Origin of the sequence: Agromyces sp. C10 (assembly GCF_023217995.1) — a bacterium.
Classification (GTDB): Bacteria; Actinomycetota; Actinomycetes; order Actinomycetales; family Microbacteriaceae; genus Agromyces; species Agromyces indicus.
This window is the reverse complement of sequence record NZ_JALPSX010000007.1, coordinates 87,843-105,430: the sequence shown is the minus strand read 5'-3', so window position 1 is coordinate 105,430 and position 17,588 is coordinate 87,843. Positions and strand designations below refer to the sequence as shown.

Genomic DNA, 17,588 nt, shown 5'->3' with positions numbered 1-17,588 from the left:
GTCGGAGGTCCCGGAGTCTCGATACGCGGCCTTCGGCGGCTACTCGACCCCCGGTGCGGCGGCGCGGCGGTCGGCGACGAGCGCCCGGGCCTCGGGCGCGACCCGGGCGGCGACGTCGGCGACGAACGCCTCGTCGTCGCCGGTCACGATGAACGTCGAGACGCCGTGGCGGGTGGCGAGGTCGGCGATGACGTCGGGTCGCGCCTCGCGCGGCCCGATGTTCAGCAGTCGACGGATGCCGCGGGGGTCCCGCCCCGCGGCCGTGGCCGCCCGGTCGATGATCTCGTGCCCGGCGTCGAGCGACGCGGTGCCGTCCTCGAGTCGGCCGAGCGAGGGCAACCACCCGTCGGCCGCGCGTCCCACGAGCCGGAGGCCCTTGGGCTTCAGCACGCCCAGCCAGATCGGCATCGGTCGCTGCACTGGCGCCGGGCCGCGCTTCGCCCCGCGGATGGGATGGAAGCGGTGGTCGAGGAAGACCCCGCCCGCGGCATCCGTGTCGTGCAGTTCGCGGATGACCGCGATCGCCTCGGCGAGCGCGTCACCCGACTCGGCCGGCGTGCGGGCCGGTGCGCCCATCGCCTCGGCGGCCTGCGCGAAGCCGCCCGCGCCGAGCGCGAGCACCACGCGGCCGCCGGTGAGCAGGTCGAGGGATGCCGCGGCGCGCGCGAGCACGGCCGGCGGACGCAGCAGCAGGTTGTGCACGTTCGCCGAGATGCGGATGCGGCTCGTGCGCGCCCCGACCCAGCTCATCAGGGTCCAGGTGTCGAGGAACCTCCGCTGGTACGGATGGTCCTGGAACGTGGCGAACTCGTATCCGGCCTCCTCGGCGGCGACGGTGAGCGCGACGGTGCGCTGCGGGTCGAGTGCCGAGGGCGTGATGAAGGTGCCGAACTCGAGGGGCTGGCCGTAGTCGGGCATGCCGCAACGCTACGCCGTCCGACCCGTCCTTCGGCGGGCGGCGTCGAGCAGCGCCGCGACCTCCTCGTCGCTCGTCGGCGAGAAGTCCTCGTAGCGCTCCCCGACGGCGTGGAACGACGCGGGGGTCTCGACGCACACGACCTCGTCGGCCGACGGCACCCGCGCCGCGGCATCCGTCGGCCCCACCGGGACGGCGAGCACCACGCGCCGGGCACCCAGGGTTCGCGCCACCCGGCACGCCACCTCGGCGGTGGACCCGGTCGCGAGGCCGTCGTCGACCACGATCGCCGTGCGACCCTCGAGCGGGATCGGGTCGGCGCCGCGGCGGAGCAGGCGCACGCGTCGTTCGAGCGTGGCGCGCTCGCGGCGCTCCACCGCGGACAGCTGGGCGATCGACACGCCGGCCTGTCCGAGCAGCTCGGCATCGACGAGGCGCGCGCCGCCCTCGCCGATCGCGCCCATGGCGACCTCCGGCTCGTGCGGCAGGCCGAGCTTGCGCACCACGATCACGTCGAGCGGCAGGCCCAGGCCGCGGGCGACCTCGGCCGCGACCGGCACGCCGCCGCGCGGGAGGCCCAGCACCACGGCGTCCTCGCCGCGGAACCGGTCCAGTCGGGCGAGCAGTCGCGCCCCCGCATCGGTCCGATCGCGGAACACCCTTCCATGGTGGCGTCGACGGATGTCGCGGGCAGGGGTCGGAGGTCCCTCGGTGCCGGGCGCAGCCTCGTCAGACTGGGAAGACGACGGCACGGCGGGAGGATCGCGGTGGACGGCTGGATCACGGCGGGCGACGGCACGCTGACCGCGTCGCCCCTGCCGGATCCCGAACCGGCGGGCGACGAGCTCGTCGTCGAGGTGGTCGCGTGCGGGGTGTGCCGCACCGACCTGCACGTGATCGACGGCGAGCTGGCGCCCCACCGCTCCCCCGTGGTCCCCGGCCACCAGGTGGTGGGCCGCGTCGTGGGCGTCGGGCCGCGCGTGCAGCGGGTGCGGCAGGGCGACCTCGTCGGCATCGCCTGGCTCCGCTCGACGTGCGGCTCGTGCCGGTGGTGCCGCTCGGGCCGCGAGAACCTGTGCCCGGCGGCGACGTTCACCGGCTGGGACGCCGACGGCGGATACGCCGAGTACGCCACGGTCTCCGAGGCGTTCGCCTACCCGCTGCCGGCCGACGCCGACCCGGTGGCGATCGCCCCGTTGCTCTGCGCGGGCATCATCGGCTACCGGGCGCTGCGGCGCGCGAACCTCCCGCCGGGCGGGCTGCTCGGCATCTACGGCTTCGGCTCGAGCGCCCACCTGACCGCCCGGCTCGCGATGGCGGCGGGGGCGAGGGTCGCGGCGATGACCCGTGGCGAGGCGAACCGCGAGCTCGCACGCGACCTCGGCGCGGCGTTCGTGGGCGACGAGCGAGCGGACCCGCCCGAGCCGCTCGACGCGGCGATCGTGTTCGCGCCCGCGGGCGACCTCGTGCCCCTCGCGCTGCGAGCGACGACGCGCGGCGGCACGGTCGTCGTCGCCGGCATCCACCTGAGCGACGTCCCGGCCATGACCTACGCGGAGCACCTGTTCCTGGAGCGCGACCTGCGCAGCGTCACCGCGAACACCCGGGCCGACGGCGACGAGTTCCTGCGGCTCGCGGGCACGCTCGGACTGCGGGCGACGGCGACGCCGTACGCGTTCGACCGGGCGCCCGAGGCGGTCGACGACGTGCGCTCGGGGCGGGCGTGGGGTTCGCTCGTGCTCGTGCGCGACGCCTGATCCGGGAGACGGCCGGGGCGCGGGCGATAGCGTGGAGCGATGCGGATCACGGTGCTCGCGGGCGGGGTCGGAGGTGCCCGGTTCGTGCGCGGGCTGCGCGAGGAGTGCGCGCGACGGTGGCCGGCCGGGACCGGCGCGACACCCGCCGCCGACGGCACGCCGGCGACCGCCGCCGAGCTCACCGTCGTCGCGAACACCGGCGACGACCTCTGGCTCGCGGGCGTTCGACTCATGCCCGACTTCGACTCCCTCCTGTACGCCCTCGCGGGCGTGAACGACGTCGAGCGCGGCTGGGGTCGCGCGGGCGAGACCGAGCGCGTCGCGGCCGAGTTGCGCGAGTGGGGCGTCGGCTGGCCGTGGTTCACGCTCGGCGACCTCGACCTCGGCACGCACCTGGCCCGCACGTCCTGGCTGCGCGACGGGCTCACGCCCTCCGAGGTGGCCGACCGGCTGCAGCGGCGGTGGGCGCTCGGCGTCCGGCTCCTGCCGGCGACCGACGCCGAGGTCGACACGCACGTGCGCATCGACCCCGCGTCGCCCGACGCCGACGGGCGCGACGAGCTCCACTTCCAGGAGTGGTGGACCCGGCACCGCGCCGCGATCCCCGCCCTCGGCTTCACGCAGCACGGCATCGCCGCCGCACGACCCGCACCGGGCGTCGAGGCGGCCATCGCCGACGCCGACGTCGTGCTGCTCGCCCCGTCGAACCCGGTGGTGTCGATCGGCACGATCCTCGCCGTCCCGGGCATCCGCGAGGCGGTCGCCGCGACCGCGGCGCCCGTCGTCGGCGTCTCCCCCGTCATCGGCGGGCGCGTGGTGCGCGGCATGGCCGACGCGTGCCTGTCGGCCATTGGCGTCGAGACGGATGCCGCGGCCGTCGCCCGGCACTACGGCGCACGTCGCGCCGCCGACGTCGACCCCGCGGCGACGGGCCTGCTCGACGGGTGGCTCGTCGACGAGACCGATGCGGCCGCGGTGCCCGCGCTCGAGGGCGAGGGCATCGCCGCGGCATCCGTGCCCCTCTGGATGCGCGACCTCGACACGTCGGCCGCACTCGCCGGCGACGCGCTCGACCTCGCCGAACGCGTGCGCACCGGCCGCTGATCCGCGTCAACCCCGCGCGGGCGAGCGCCGCGACCCGTAGCGTCGCCCGGAGATCGGAGGCGGACGCATGCGCATCGTCATCGTCGGGGCGACCGGCAACGTGGGAACGGGCCTGCTGCGGCGGCTGCAGGAGTCGGAGCAGGAGCACGAGCTCGTCGGCATCGCGCGCCGGCGACCGAACGCCGGCACGGCGCCGTACGCGGGCGTCCAGTGGCAGGAGGCGGATGTCTCGGACCCGCGCTCGCGCGGGCGGCTCGCCCGGCTCTTCGCCGGCGCCGACGCGGTCGTGCACCTCGCCTGGCTGCTGCAGCCGAACCGGCGCGAGCGCGTCATGCGGGCGACCAACGTCGACGGGCATCGGCACGCGATCGCCGCGGCGGTCGACTCGGGCGTGCCGCACCTCGTCGTCGTGACCTCGGTCGCCTCGTACAGTCCCGGCCCGAAGGCGACCCGGGTCGACGAGCGCTGGCCGACCGGCGGCGTGCACACGTCGCACTACAGCCGGCACAAGGCGGCGACCGAGCGGATGCTCGACGCCCTCGAGCGGAACCACCCGCAGGTGCGCCTCACCCGTGTGCGACCCGGGTTCGTGTTCCAGCGGGATGCCGCGGCCGAGCTCGCGCGCCTCTTCATCGGCCGGCACCGCCCGAGTCGGTGGCTCGGCCGCATCCGCCTGCCCGTCCTGCCGATCCCCCGTCGCGCCGTCGGCCAGGCGGTGCACGCCGACGACCTCGGCGACGCGATCACGCGCATCGTCGAGCAGCGCGCCGGCGGGGCGTTCAACATCGCCGCCGAGCCCGTGCTCGACCCCGAGGCGCTCCGGCGCGTGCTGGGCGCCCGTGCCGTCGTGCCGGTGCCGTTCGAGGTCGCCCGGAGCGCGGTGTGGGCGAGCTGGGCCCTCGGCATCCACGCGACCGACCCCGGCTGGCTGGACCTCGCGGTCACCGTGCCGGTCATGTCGACCGAGCGGGCGCGGACCGAACTCGGGTGGGAACCCCGGCACCGATCGACCGAGGCGCTGCGGGAGGTGCTCGACGGCATCGGGGAGGGCGCCCACGTGCCGGCCTCGCCGCCGCTCTCCCCGTCGTCGCCGCCATCGGCATAGACTGGTCCGGACCGCCGGTCGGGCTTGACCGGTGGGGTCGGCCCGGGATTGGGCCGCGATTCGCCGACGTCTGTCGGGATCCCGAACACGCACGCCATCCCGGAGGTTCCATGCCCGCATCGCCCCGCCCCGCCCGCCGCGCCGTCCGTCGTTCCGGCGCGATCGTCGCCGCCGCGGCATCCGTCGCCCTGCTCGCCGGGTGCGCCGCCACCGCCGACGCCGGCACCGACTCGCAGGGCACCACGGATGCCGCCGCATCCGGCTACCCGCTCACCATCGACAACTGCGGCACCGAGGTGACGTTCGAGCAGGCCCCCGAGCGGGTCGTGACCATCAAGTCGTCGACGCTCGAGCTGCTGCTCGCGCTCGGCCTGGAGGACCGCATCGTCGGCGCCGCGTTCACCGACGGACCCGTGCCGGAGGAGTACGTCGACGCCGCGGAGGGCATCGAGACGCTCTCCGACCGGGTGCCGTCGCAGGAGGCGACGCTCGCCGCCGAGCCCGACCTCGTGTTCGCCGGATGGGAGTCGAACCTCACCGCCGAAGGCGCGGGCGACCGGGCCACGCTCGAGCAGCTCGGCGTGCGCACCTACGTCGCGCCCGCCGCGTGCCGGGGCGAGGGCTACCGGCCCGATCCGCTCACCTTCGACGGCGTCTTCGCCGGGTTCGAGCAGGCCGGCGAGATCTTCGGCGTGACGGATGCCGCGGCCGACCTCGTCGCGGAGCAGCGCGCCGCACTCGACGCCATCGAACCGAGCGACGCCGGGCTCACCGCGCTCTGGTACTCGTCGGGCGACGACCAGCCGTTCGTGGGCGCGGGCACCGGTGCCCCGCAGATGATCATGGAGGCCGCCGGGCTCGAGAACGTGGTCGCCGACGTGCGCGACTCGTGGACCTCGCTGTCGTGGGAGGCCGTCGTCGACGCGGACCCCGACGTGATCGTGCTCGTCGACGCGGCCTGGAACACCGCCGAGTCGAAGATCGCCAAGCTCGAGGGCAACCCGGCGACCGCCGCGATGCCGGCCGTGCAGCAGGGCCGGTACGTGATCGTCGACTTCCCCGCCACCGAGGCCGGCGTGCGGAACGTCGACGCCGTCGCCGCGATCGTGGAGCAGCTCGGGGCGCTCTGATGACGGTGCAGGCGAGCAGGTCGACGGATGCCGCGGGCGCGGCGTCCCGTCGACCCGCGGGCGCCGCGCGGCGCGGCGGGCCCGCGCGTGCGATCGGCGCGGGCCTCGCGCTCATCGGGTTGCTCGCGGCATCCGTCGTGCTCGCCGTGACCATCGGCCCCGCCGGGCTCGCACCGGCCGACGTGCTCGCCTCGATCGCCGCGCACCTCGGACTCGGCGAGGCGACGCTGTCGCCGCTGCGCGACGGCATCGTCTGGGAGCTCCGGATGCCGCGCGTGCTCACCGCCGCCGCGGTCGGCGCGGGCCTCGCGATCTGCGGCGTCGTCATGCAGGCGCTGACCCGCAACCCGCTCGCCGACCCGTACCTGCTCGGACTCTCGTCGGGCGCGTCGGTCGGCGCGGTGGTGGTGCTCGTGCTCGGTCTGGCCGTGGCGCTGCCGGTCGCGGCGTTCGCCGGGGCGCTCGCGGCCCTCGCGGCGACGCTCGGTCTCGCCCGGGCCGCGGGAGGGCTCAGCCCGACGACCACCGTGCTCGCCGGTCTCGCGGTCTCGGCGGTGTTCGGCGCGATCACGAGCCTCGTCATCTTCTGGAGCGCCACGAACGACAGCTACCGCGAGATCCTCAACTGGCTGCTCGGGTCGCTGTCCGGCGCCGACTGGCCCGCCGTCGCCCTGGCCGGCGGCGCGCTGCTCCTCGTGGGCGTGCCGCTGCTGACGACGGGGCGCACGCTCGACGCCTTCGCGTTCGGCGACACCGCGGCATCCGCCCTGGGCGTGCACGTGCCCCGCACGCGGGCGCTGCTGCTCGTCGCGACGGCGCTGCTCACGGGTGCGCTCGTCGCGGTGAGCGGCGCGATCGGCTTCGTCGGGCTGATCCTGCCGCACGCGGTGCGACTCGTGGTCGGCTCGCGTCACCGCGCGCTGCTGCCGCTGTCGGCGCTGGCCGGCGCGGTGTTCCTGATCTGGGTCGACACGGGCGCCCGCACGCTCTTCGACCCGCGCGAACTGCCGGTCGGCATCCTCACGGCCCTCGTCGGCGGGCCCGTCTTCGCGGCGCTCATGCTGCGCGCCCGGAGGACCCCGTGAGCGCGCTGCGGCCCGGAGCGGGCCTCGAGGCGTCCCGGGTCTCGTTCGCGCGCGGCTCGCGGCTCGTCGTCGACGGCGTGGACATCACCGTTCCCCGCGGCGCGGTCGGGGCGCTCCTCGGCCCGAACGGCGCCGGCAAGTCGACGCTGCTCCACCTGGTCGCGGGCGTCGAGGCAGCGGATGTCGCGGCGCTCACCCTCGACGGCGACGACCTCGTCTCGCTGCGCCGCCGTGAGCGCGCCCGCCGGATCGCGCTCGTCGAGCAGGACGTCCAGGCACCCACGGGCCTGCGGGCGGACCACGTCGTCGGGCTCGGACGGATCCCGCACCAGTCGGCGTGGGGCGGCGACACGTCGCGCGACCGCGAGATCGTCGCGCGCTCGATGCTCGCCGCGGGCGCCGCCGAGTTCGCCGAGCGCCGCTACGACGAGCTCTCGGGCGGCGAGCGCCAGCGCGTGAACCTCGCCCGGGCGCTCGCGCAGGAGCCCGAGCTCCTGCTGCTCGACGAACCGACGAACCACCTCGACATCCGCGCCCAGCTCGCAACCCTCGGCCTGCTGCGTCGCCTCGCCGACGACGGGCTCAGCGTGCTCGCCGCGCTGCACGACCTGTCGCTCGCGGCGTCGTACGCCGACCACGTGGTGGTCCTCGCGAACGGCGTCGTCGCCGCGGCTGGGCCGCCTGCAATGGTGCTCACGCCCGAACTGATCCGCGCGGTCTGGGGCGTCGAGGCGCACGTGCTGCGGCATCCGTCGACCGGTCGGCCGCTCATCGCCTTCGCCGAGCGGGCGGAGGCCGAGGCCGCCGGCGCCGCAACGGGCACCGCGAGCGCGTCCGCGTCATCCGTCATCGCGGGCGCGCACGGGGCGGAGGGGTTCGCACCGTAGGCGGGGCGCGGTTCCGGGCGGGACGGCGCTTGCCACCACTATGCGGGCTACCGCCTCGCGCCGACGGCTCCTAGCCTGCGAGAAACCGTGGCCAGCGATCGTCGTCGTGGTGTCGCTCGACCCGGGAGGGGGCGAGGGATCATGCCGTTCCGCATCGCACGCGTGCTCACGGCCGCGGCAGCGACCGTGCTCGTCGCCATGGGCACCGTCCAGGCCGCTCCCGCGGTGTCCCCTCCCGCACCCGCGGCCGCGGCCTCGCCGGCAGCGCTCGCCGCCACCGCGGTGCCGGACACCACGAACCCGGTCGTCCTCGAGAACCGCAAGCCCGGCAGCTCGGCCTGGCGGATCCCCGCGAGCGGCAAGCAGGTCGGACCGGACACCTCCAGCCACATCAAGGGGTACATGTCGGCGACGAGCGTGAACGTGGGTGAGCCGATCGACCTCAAGGTCAGCGTCTCGAGCGCGGGCGACTTCGACTACGCCGTCTACCGCATGGGCTGGTACCAGGGTCTCAACGGACGGCTGATCACGAGCGGGACCGCGCCCGGCATCAAGCAGCCCGCGTGCCAGACCGATTCGCGCACCGGCATGCTCACCTGCCCGTGGTCGACCACGGTGACCTTCCAGACGACACCGGAGTGGCGGACCGGGATCTACCTGGTCGTCCTCACGAAGGGCGTCTACCAGAACTGGGCGCACTTCGTCATCCGCGACGACGCACAGCAGGGCGCGATCGTCGCGATGCTGCCCGTCAACACCCTGCAGGCCTACAACAACTACCCGAACGGTGCGGGGAAGAGCCTCTACGAGTTCAACTCGGCGGGCGCGAACACGCTCGCCGGAAGCACGCGCGCCGTCAAGGTGAGCTTCGACCGGCCGTACGAGCGCGCGGGGGCGAGCCCCAAGGTGCTCGAAGCCGTCTGGACCGCCGGGTACCTCGAGGCGAGAGGCTGGCCGGTCAAGTACATCACCAACGTCGACCTCGACCGCGACCCGACCATCCCGACCGGCCAGACCGCCATGATCGCCGTCGGCCACGACGAGTACTGGAGCGGTCGGATGTACACGGCGGCCGAGCAGGCGCGGGATGCCGGGGTCGACCTCGCCTTCCTCGGCGGCAACGACGTCTTCTGGCAGGTCCGTTACGAGCCCTCCGCCTCGGGGGCGGACCGACGCGTCCTCGTCTGCTACAAGAGCGCGTCGCTCGACCCCGTCACCACCCTCGCGGACGAGACCATCCTCTTCCGGGACACGGGACGGGCCGAGCAACGGCTTCTCGGGGTCCAGTACGACAATCCCCACGGCGAGGTCCGATCGGATGCCGCCTGGGTGGTGCAGAATCCGACGCACTGGGCCTACCGCGGCACCGGCCTCACCCAGGGCGCCAAGCTCGCGAACCTCGTCGGCGGGGAGGTCGACCGGTACATGTCGAACTGGCCGGGACCGAACGCCGCCTCGAGGACGATGCTCGCCCGGTCGCCCTTCGTCGACGTCCACGGGCATTCCGGCTACGCCGAGTCGTGGATCTACCGGGCACCGTCGGGTGCCCACGTGTTCGCCGCGGGGACCTGGCGCATCAACCAGGCGCTCGGCGGCGTCCCCGGATACGACAATCCGCACATCCGGGCGGTGATGGGCAACATCCTCGCCCGGGCCAGCGACTTCGAGCTCTCCGCCGAGTTCGCACGCGATGCCGGTCGCGACCGCTACGAGACCGCGGTCCTGGTGTCGCGGCGCCACTTCGACGCGACCGGCGGCGAAGTGGTGATCGCCACGGGACGCGACTTCCCGGATGCGCTCAGCGCGACGCCGGTCACCCGCGGCGAGGGGCCGATCCTGCTCGTCGAGACCGATCGCATCCCGCAGCAGGTGAAGGACGAGCTCGCGCGGCTGGCGCCTTCGAAGGTCGTCATCGCCGGCTCGGCGGCCGTGGTGACCGATCGCGTCGCCGACGAGATCGCCGCCCTGACCGGCGCCGCGATCGAGCGCCGCGGCGGCGCCGATCGGTACGAGACCGCCGCGCTGCTGTCCGCGGGCGCGTTCGAACCCGGCGTTCCGGTCGCCTATGTGGCGACGGGCCTGAACTACCCCGACGCGCTCGCCGCCGGCTCCGCCGGCGCGGCGCTCGGCGGGCCGGTGCTGCTCAACAAGGGCGACGCGCTGCAGCCCGCCACGCGCGCCGAGCTGCAGCGCCTCAAGCCTGCGCGGATCGTCGTCGTCGGCAGCGCCTCGGTGGTCAGCGACAAGGTCTTCGCCGAGCTGCGCACGCTCGCCCCCGAGGCGGTCCGACTCGGCGGGCCCGACCGGTACGAGACCTCGCGGGCCGTCACCCGCGACCTGCGCGGGGTCTCGGAGGCGACGACGGCCTACCTCGCCACGGGCCTCGACTTCCCCGATGCGCTGGCCGCGGCGCCCGCGGTCGCGGCGACCGGCGGGGTGCTCGTCCTGGTCGACTCCGCCCTCACCGCCGGCGTCACCGAGGAGGTCGTGCGCAACCGCGTCTCGAGGGTGGTGGCAGTCGGCAGCACCTCCGCCGTCACGCCGACCGTGATCACGCAGCTTCGGGCGGTGTTCGACTCGACCACCGGCTAGGTCGCGCGCGGGGGTGAGTGTCGGCTCGTGCGGGCGTAGCCTGAGGCGATGAGCGGGCTGAGCGACAACCGACGTGTCCTCATCGAATCGGTGGCGGAGGAGTTCCTCCACAACTCGTGGCGCGGGCGGCGCCTGGTCGCGGTCGAGGGCGGTTCGGACGGGCCCGCCGTCCGGTTCGCGGACGACCTCGCGGTGATCCTCGGCGAGCGCGGCCAGCACGCGGTGCGGGTCTCGCTCGGCGACGTCGACGAGGCGACGCTCCGCAGCGACACGGTCGAACCGTTCCGCGCGGGCACGCTGCCCGGTGCGGACGACGACGCGGTGCTGGTCGTCGACGGACGGCGGCTCCTGAACGACGCCGTCCGCGGCATCTGGCACTTCACCGTGTGGACGCTCTCGGGCGACGAACTGCCGCACTCGGGCGTGAACGTCGACGTCGACGTGACCGACGAGGATTCCCCGAAGCGGTACTTCTACGACCTCTGCAAGCTGCCGCCGAGCTTCGGCGAGCGCCGCCCCGCGGCGTCCTAGCCGCGGCATCCGCTCGCGTCGCGGTATCCGCTCACCGCCGGTCTGTGCTCGAGCCGAGCCCGGGTGCAGGATGGGGCCATGAGCGAGCGCGGCATCCCGGTGACCACCGTCGACGAGCTGGAGGCGATCGTCGGCACGCCGCTGCCGCGCGTCGCGGAGAAGACGCGCGATCGCCTGCACGAGGTGGACCGGGAGTTCCTCGCCGCGGCACCGCTCGCGTTCGTCGCGACGAGCGACGATGCCGGCCGCCTCGACGTGTCGCCGAAGGGCGACCCGGCCGGATTCGCGCTCGTGCTCGACGACACCACGATCGTGCTGCCCGAGCGGCCCGGCAATCGGCGCGTCGACGGGTTCCGCAACATCCTGCGCAATCCGCACGTGGGGCTGCTGTTCGTCGTGCCGGGCCGCGGCGACACGCTGCGCATCAACGGGCGCGCGACGATCGTGCGCGATGCGCCCTTCCTCGACGACCTGGTCGTGCGGCGCCACCGGCCGGAGCTGGCGCTCGTCGTCGACGTCGAGGAGGTGTTCTTCCACTGCTCGAAGGCGTTCCTGCGCTCGCGCACGTGGGAGCCCGAGACGTGGCATCCGGAGGCCGTGCGCCGCCGCGCGCTCATCGCGAAGGCGATCGAGCAGCCCGCGGCCGCGCTCGAGGAGCTCGACGAGTACTACGGCCCCTCGTACGCCGAGCGGATCTACGGGTAGGCGCGCGTGGGCACCGACGCGGCATCCGTCCCCGAGCGCGTGCGCTGGGCCGTCGACGTGCTCGCGCCGCAGCCCGGCGAACGCGTGCTCGACATCGGTTCGGGCACGGGCGCGTCGGTCGGGCTGCTGCTCGAGCGCCTGGCGGCGACGGATGCCACGGGGCGGCCACCCGTCGTGGCGATCGACCGGTCGGCGACCGCCGTGGCGCGCATCCGCGAGCGCGTCGCCGACGCCGCGGCGTCCGTCGAGGTGGTACTGGCCCCCCTGGCCGCGCTGGACGCATCGCTCGGCCCGTTCGACGCCGCGTTCGGCGTCAACGTCAACGTGTTCTGGACCTCGGCCGCGGTCGCCGAGCTGCGGGCGCTGGCCGCCGCCGTCCGGCCGGGCGGTCGCCTGCTCATCGCCTACGGCATCGGCCCGGTGCCGCTCGCCGATGCGGGGCACCTCGATGGTGTGGAGGCGGCGATCCGGGCGACGCCGTGGTTCTCGGTGACCGACCGCCTCGCGGCCCCGCACGGTTCGGGGATCCTCGCCGAGCGCACCGCGGCCCCCGTCGACGAGTGATCGCGCCGGCTACGAGAGGATGTCGCGCGTCGCGAAGCGCCACGCGGCGAGGCCGCCGAACACCACCGCGTAGGCGCCCTGCAGGAGGGCGTTGTCGGCGAACGACTCCCACGACGGCGGCGAGCGCAACAGGTCGGCGAAGTCGAACCAGCGGTCGGTGAACAGGAACGGGTGCAGCCACTCGAGCTGCGGGATGGCGCCGACGATCTGCGCGGTCACCGCGAGGATCGCCGTCGCCGCCATCGCACCGACCGGCACGACGGTCAGCGTCGAGGCGAACAGCCCGATCGCCGACAGGCCCAGCATCGACACGGCGACGAACCCGCCGATCGCGAGGAAGCGCAGCAGCCCCTCGCCGACCGAGATCTGCCCGCCAGAGAGCAGCGTGACCGGCCCGATCGGGAACAGCGCCCAGCCGACGAGCGTGCCGACCACCACCACGGTCAGCGCCGCGGCGACGCAGAAGGCTGCGGCGACGAGGTACTTGACGACGAGCAGGCGGATGCGGCCGGCCGGGGCGATCACGAGGTAGCGGAGGGTGCCGAGGCTCGCCTCGCCGGCGATGGTGTCGCCCGCGACGACGGAGACGGTGAGCGGCAGGAACAGCGGCGTCGCGACGACGAGCGCGGTCACGCCGACGAACAGGCCGTTCCCGGCGATCTGGTCGAGGAACGCCGGTCCGCGCCCGGGGCCGGCGGGCCCGGCGAGTCGGATGGCCATGCCGATGAGGATCGGGATGAGCGCGAGCGCGGCGAGCATGGCCCAGGTGCGCCAGCGCCGGAAGAGGGTCACCAGTTCGGAGCCGAGCAGTGCGAGGCCGAGCGCGGGTCTCGATCCCGGAGCGGGTCGCGGTCCCGATACGGGCGTTTCGCGGCCTGCTCGCTCCACGGTCGGTGACAGAGCAGGGCGCGCAGCGCCCGTATCGAGATCCGGCTCAGGCGACGACATCGAAGCCCTCCCCCGTGAGTTCGACGAAGCGCTGCTCGAGGCTGGTGCGCCGCACGGCGAACCCGCGCACGCGCACGCCGTCGGCGACGAGCGCGGCGACGATCGCGTCGGCCGGCGGGGCGCCGGCATCGATCCCGTCGTCAGCGGTGAACCGGGCCGTGACGAGCGCGTCGGATGCCGCGGCGTCGGAGTCGTGCGCCGGCCCCGTGGCATCCGTCGCCAGGCCCAGCCGCTCGAGCGTCGCGCGAGCCGGCCCGCGGTCGGGCGTGACGACCTCGACGCGCGACTCGCCGGACCGCCGGAACTCCTCGAGCGTGCCCTGCGCCACGAGCCGACCGGCGCTCATGACGCCGACGTGCGTGCAGAGCTGCTCGACCTCGGCGAGCAGGTGGCTCGAGACGAACACCGTCGTGCCGTCGGCCGCGAACGAGCGGATCAGGGAGCGCACCTCGCGCGTGCCCTGCGGGTCGAGGCCGTTGGTGGGTTCGTCGAGCACGAGCAGGTCGCGCGGCATGAGCAGCGCGTTCGCGAGCCCCAGTCGCTGCTTCATGCCGAGGGAGTAGGCGCCGGCCTTCTTGCGCGCAGCGTGCGCGAGGCCGACGCGGTCGAGCGCCGCGGCCACGCGGTCCGCCCGGGTCGCGGGCGGGGCGTGCCGGTCGGCGGCGTCGAAGCGGCGGAGGTTCGCCGCGCCCGAAAGGAAGGGCGCGAACGCGGGCCCCTCGACGAGCGCGCCCACGCGCGGCAGCACGTCGTGCAGCGCGCGCGGCATGTCGCCGCCGAGGACGCGCGCCTGCCCCGCGGTGGCACCGACGAGACCGAGCAGCATCCGGATCGTCGTGGTCTTGCCCGATCCGTTCGGGCCCAGGAAGCCGAACACCGACCCGCGCGGCACCGCGAGGTCGATGCCGTCGACGGCGGTCTGCGCGCGGAAGCGCTTGGTGAGCCCGTGCGTCTCGATCGCGAGCTCGGTCACCGGCGCCCCGTCAGCGGCCCGACGCGGCGTACTCGACGAGCGCGTCGACGGGCACCGACCCGGCGAGCACGCGGCCGTCGTCGGTGAGGAGCACCGACAGCAGCGACGTCTGCAGCGCGCGACCGCCGTCGACCGGGGTGGTCAGGGCCTCCAGTGCCGCGGATGCCTCGGCGAGCCCGCCCTCGGCGTCCATCTCGACCACGGTCGCCCAGCCCTCGCCGTGCACGACGGGCCGGTCGCCGTGCCGGTCGGGGGCGACCCCGTCGTCGCCCTCGGCGCGCGCCTCGGCGTCGGCCTGCCACTGCGCCCACTCCTCCGCAGAGGGGATGGGCAGTTCCTGCTCGGTGACGGTGAACCCGTCGGCGGGTTCGAAGGCGAACACCGCAGCGTCGGGCGCGGCGAACGAGACGTCGGTGAACCCGGTCGAGAACGCCGGTTCGCTCGCCCCGCGGGCGGTGACGGATGCCGCGAGCGCCGCACCGTTCTCGCCGTCGATGGCCACGCGGATCTCGCCGACGAGCGTCCCGTCGGTGCGCGGCTCGAGCACGAGCTCGTACGCGTCGCGCCCGGCGACCCGGCCGTCGGTGCCGACCGACACCTCGGTCGTCTCGTCGAGCCGTTCGAGCGCCCGGTCGAGCATCTGCTGCGGGGTCGGCAGCTCCGCACCCTCCGGAAGCTCCGCCTCGGCCTTCGCCTTCGCCTCGTCGGCGTTCGCCCGCAGGTCGGCCTCGATCCCCTCGAGGTCGGCGTCGGCGGGCACGGTCAGCCGCGTGGCGGTCTGCGTCTCGGAGTCGACGAACCACGCCTCGTCCGGCCCGAGGTAGACGTTCCGCTCGGCCATCCGGTCGAGCACCTGCAGCCGCGCCCGGTCGTCGTCGAGGTACACCTTCGCGTCGAAGCTGCCGGTGGCGAGCGTGATGAGCTCCTCGAGCGCAGCGGATGCCGCGGCATCCGTCTCGTCACCCTCGCTGCCCCCGCTGGCCCCGCCGGTCAGCGCGCCGAGGTCGGGCAGGCCGAGCTCGGAGCGCTGCTCGATCGTGCCCGAGAGCGACTCGACGTCGCTCGCCTCGGCGAACTCGAGCAGTTCCTCGACGGTCTTGTCGGGCAGGTCGACGGCGGCGGTCGCCTGCATGGGCACGAGGACGGCCGCGGCGATCGCGATCGGCACGCCGATGGCCGGAACGAGGACGCGGGCGCGGTTCGGCCCGGTGGCGCGTGGGCTCATGCCATCAGGCTACGCCCGCCCGAGGCCGCCGCGGCCGGAGCGCGGTGAACCCACAGGATCCGGTCCGACATCGGTTGCCGCCGACCTCGGACAGGTCTAGGGTGCGGACCACTGTTGTCACCAGTTCGGGGGGTATGTCTCATGGTCGAGCTCGTCCACCGCAGGACCGCGATCCGCGGTTCCGCCCTCGCCGTCGCGGCGGCCGTCTCGCTGGGCGGCGCGATCGCCGCCACGCCGGCCACCGCGGCACCCACATCCACAGCCGTCGCCGCGGGGCGCCCGGCACCGCCGTCGCCGGCGACCTCGACGGGAACCGGCGGGGCCGTGTCATCCGTCGACGCCGAGGCCAGCCGCGTCGGGCTCGAGGTGCTGCGCAAGGGCGGAAACGCAGCCGACGCGGCCGTCGCCACCGCTGCGGCGCTCGGCGTGACCGAGCCGTACAGCGCGGGCATCGGAGGCGGCGGGTACTTCGTGCACTTCGACGCCGAGACCGGCGAGGTGACCACGATCGACGGACGGGAGACGGCGCCCGCGGCGATGGCGAGCGACGCGTTCATCGACCCGGCGACCGGGTCGCCCTACCCGTTCGCCTCGGCCGTGTCGTCGGGCCTGTCGGTCGGCGTACCCGGCACGCTCGCGACGTGGGAGGCGGCGCTCGACGAGTACGGCACCCGGTCCCTGCGCGACGTGCTGAAGCCCGCGATCCTGCTGGCCACGCGCGGCTTCGAGGTCGACGAGACGTTCCGCCGGCAGGCGCTCGACAACGCGGCCCGGTTCGCGCAGTTCCCCGACACGGCCGAGCTGTTCCTGCCCGGCGGCGACGCGCCGAAGGTCGGCTCGACGTTCCGCAACCCCGACCTCGCGACGACGCTGCGGCAGATCTCGCTCCGGGGCACCGAGGTCTTCTACGACGGACCCATCGCCGACGAGATCGCCGCCGTCGTGCAGGATCCCGTGACCACCGACGGCGCGACCCTCCCGGCGTACCCCGGGTTCATGACCGCCGACGACCTCGCCGAGTACGAGGTGCTGTTCCAGGACCCGACGCACGTCGACTACCGCGGCCTCGACGTCTACGGCATGGCGCCCTCGTCGTCGGGCGGCACCACCGTCGGCGAGACGCTCAACATCCTCGAGAACTTCGACCTGTCGGCGGATGACACGGGGCAGGCGCTGCACCTGTTCCTCGAGGCCACGGCGCACGCCTTCGCCGACCGCAACGCATACGTCGGCGACCCGGCGTTCGTCGACGTGCCGACCGAGACGCTGCTCAGCCAGGAGTTCGCGGACTCGCGCGCGTGCGCCATCGACCCCGAGCAGGCCGCACCCAAGCCCGTCGCGCCCGGCGACCTCGGGGCGACCGGCTGCGAGACCGCCGCGGCTGCGGCATCCGTCGACCAGGGCGTCTCGACGACCCACCTCTCGGTCGTCGACCGCTGGGGCAACGCGGTCGCGTACACGCTCACCATCGAGCAGACCGGCGGTTCGGGCATGACCGTGCCCGGGCGCGGGTTCCTGCTCAACAACGAGCTGACCGACTTCAGCTTCGTGCCGAACCCGACCGACCCGAACATCGCCGAGCCGGGCAAGCGCCCGCGTTCGTCGATGTCGCCGACGATCGTGCTCGAGGACGGCGAGGTGCGCTACGTCGTGGGCACGCCCGGCGGGTCGACGATCATCACGACCGTCGCGCAGATCCTCGTGAACCGCATCGACCTCGGCATGACCATGCCCGAGGCCGTCGCGGCACCGCGCGCGACGCAGCGCAACACGGCGGCGACGCTCGCGGAGGCCGACTTCATCGCGGCGTGCCAGGCGGCGCTCGCGCCGTACGGGAAGCAGCTCACGCTCGTCGGGGCGGCGGGCACGTCGGCCGCCGAGATCGGCGCTGCGGCGGCGATCGAGGTCGACGCCGACGGGCTCATGACCGCGGCCGCCGAGCCCGAGCGTCGCGGCGGCGGGACCGGGCTGGTGCTGAAGCCGGCGCCCTGACCGCGCGCCCCGGCGGGCGCCGCGGTCAGGCGCCCGCCGGGGTCAGGCGGTCGCCGGGGTCAGGCGCCCGCCGG

General features: G+C 74.7%; 16 protein-coding genes. 11 read left to right on the top strand and 5 right to left on the bottom strand.

Annotated features, from left to right (window positions below; translation table 11 throughout):
* Positions 1 to 39 precede the first annotated feature (39 nt).
* Both M1L56_RS09625 and M1L56_RS09620 read right to left on the bottom strand, forming a co-directional pair.
* Complete coding sequence (locus M1L56_RS09625; protein WP_248599061.1) at positions 40 to 918, bottom strand: LLM class flavin-dependent oxidoreductase; 879 nt, start codon at positions 916 to 918, stop codon at positions 40 to 42.
* Between the two features lie 9 nt (positions 919 to 927).
* The gene (locus M1L56_RS09620; RefSeq protein ID WP_248599060.1) at positions 928 to 1,575 is read right to left on the bottom strand and encodes a phosphoribosyltransferase family protein; all 648 of its coding nucleotides are present in this window, start codon (positions 1,573 to 1,575) and stop codon (positions 928 to 930) included.
* Between the two features lie 108 nt (positions 1,576 to 1,683).
* Between M1L56_RS09620 and M1L56_RS09615 the strand changes: the two genes are divergently transcribed.
* From M1L56_RS09615 to M1L56_RS09570, 10 genes are all read left to right on the top strand, one after another.
* On the top strand, positions 1,684 to 2,673 hold the full coding sequence (locus tag M1L56_RS09615; RefSeq protein WP_248599059.1) for a zinc-binding alcohol dehydrogenase family protein: 990 nt from the start codon (positions 1,684 to 1,686) through the stop codon (positions 2,671 to 2,673).
* A 39-nt stretch (positions 2,674 to 2,712) separates the two neighbouring features.
* Positions 2,713 to 3,777, top strand: a complete 1,065-nt coding sequence (gene cofD, locus M1L56_RS09610; RefSeq protein ID WP_248599058.1) for a 2-phospho-L-lactate transferase — start codon at positions 2,713 to 2,715, stop codon at positions 3,775 to 3,777.
* A gap of 67 nt (positions 3,778 to 3,844) precedes the next feature.
* A complete protein-coding gene (locus M1L56_RS09605; protein WP_248599057.1) occupies positions 3,845 to 4,882 on the top strand; it encodes an NAD-dependent epimerase/dehydratase family protein in 1,038 nt (345 codons plus the stop codon).
* A 110-nt stretch (positions 4,883 to 4,992) separates the two neighbouring features.
* Positions 4,993 to 6,012 carry a putative F420-0 ABC transporter substrate-binding protein gene (locus M1L56_RS09600; protein ID WP_248599056.1) on the top strand — a complete coding sequence of 340 codons (1,020 nt, stop codon included), beginning with the start codon at positions 4,993 to 4,995 and terminating at the stop codon, positions 6,010 to 6,012.
* Complete coding sequence (locus M1L56_RS09595; RefSeq protein ID WP_248599055.1) at positions 6,012 to 7,097, top strand: putative F420-0 ABC transporter permease subunit; 1,086 nt, start codon at positions 6,012 to 6,014, stop codon at positions 7,095 to 7,097. Before M1L56_RS09600 ends, M1L56_RS09595 begins: the two co-directional genes overlap by 1 nt.
* On the top strand, positions 7,094 to 7,984 hold the full coding sequence (locus M1L56_RS09590; protein ID WP_248599054.1) for an ABC transporter ATP-binding protein: 891 nt from the start codon (positions 7,094 to 7,096) through the stop codon (positions 7,982 to 7,984). The genes M1L56_RS09595 and M1L56_RS09590 overlap by 4 nt, the downstream gene beginning before the upstream one ends.
* A 141-nt stretch (positions 7,985 to 8,125) precedes the next feature.
* Entirely contained in the window at positions 8,126 to 10,576 is a 2,451-nt protein-coding gene (locus M1L56_RS09585; protein WP_248599053.1) for a cell wall-binding repeat-containing protein, read from the top strand.
* Positions 10,577 to 10,624: 48 nt separating this feature from the next.
* Positions 10,625 to 11,107, top strand: coding sequence for a hypothetical protein (locus tag M1L56_RS09580; protein ID WP_248599052.1), 483 nt, complete (start codon positions 10,625 to 10,627; stop codon positions 11,105 to 11,107).
* A gap of 78 nt (positions 11,108 to 11,185) precedes the next feature.
* The gene (locus M1L56_RS09575) at positions 11,186 to 11,812 is read left to right on the top strand and encodes an MSMEG_1061 family FMN-dependent PPOX-type flavoprotein (protein WP_248599051.1); all 627 of its coding nucleotides are present in this window, start codon (positions 11,186 to 11,188) and stop codon (positions 11,810 to 11,812) included.
* 6 nt (positions 11,813 to 11,818) lie between these two features.
* Positions 11,819 to 12,376 carry a class I SAM-dependent methyltransferase gene (locus M1L56_RS09570; protein ID WP_248599050.1) on the top strand — a complete coding sequence of 186 codons (558 nt, stop codon included), beginning with the start codon at positions 11,819 to 11,821 and terminating at the stop codon, positions 12,374 to 12,376.
* Between the two features lie 9 nt (positions 12,377 to 12,385).
* Here M1L56_RS09570 and M1L56_RS09565 read toward each other — a convergent pair whose 3' ends face one another.
* From M1L56_RS09565 to M1L56_RS09555, 3 genes are read right to left on the bottom strand one after another with little or no spacing between them, the layout of a single operon-like run.
* Entirely contained in the window at positions 12,386 to 13,324 is a 939-nt protein-coding gene (locus M1L56_RS09565; RefSeq protein WP_374256409.1) for an ABC transporter permease, read from the bottom strand.
* Entirely contained in the window at positions 13,311 to 14,297 is a 987-nt protein-coding gene (locus M1L56_RS09560) for an ABC transporter ATP-binding protein (protein WP_248599049.1), read from the bottom strand. Before M1L56_RS09560 ends, M1L56_RS09565 begins: the two co-directional genes overlap by 14 nt.
* Before the next feature lie 10 nt (positions 14,298 to 14,307).
* Positions 14,308 to 15,522 carry a DUF2092 domain-containing protein gene (locus M1L56_RS09555; RefSeq protein WP_248599048.1) on the bottom strand — a complete coding sequence of 405 codons (1,215 nt, stop codon included), beginning with the start codon at positions 15,520 to 15,522 and terminating at the stop codon, positions 14,308 to 14,310.
* 141 nt (positions 15,523 to 15,663) lie between these two features.
* Here M1L56_RS09555 and ggt point away from each other — a divergent pair, with 141 nt between their 5' ends.
* On the top strand, positions 15,664 to 17,514 hold the full coding sequence (gene ggt, locus M1L56_RS09550) for a gamma-glutamyltransferase (RefSeq protein ID WP_248599047.1): 1,851 nt from the start codon (positions 15,664 to 15,666) through the stop codon (positions 17,512 to 17,514).
* The last annotated feature ends 74 nt before the right edge of the window (positions 17,515 to 17,588 follow it).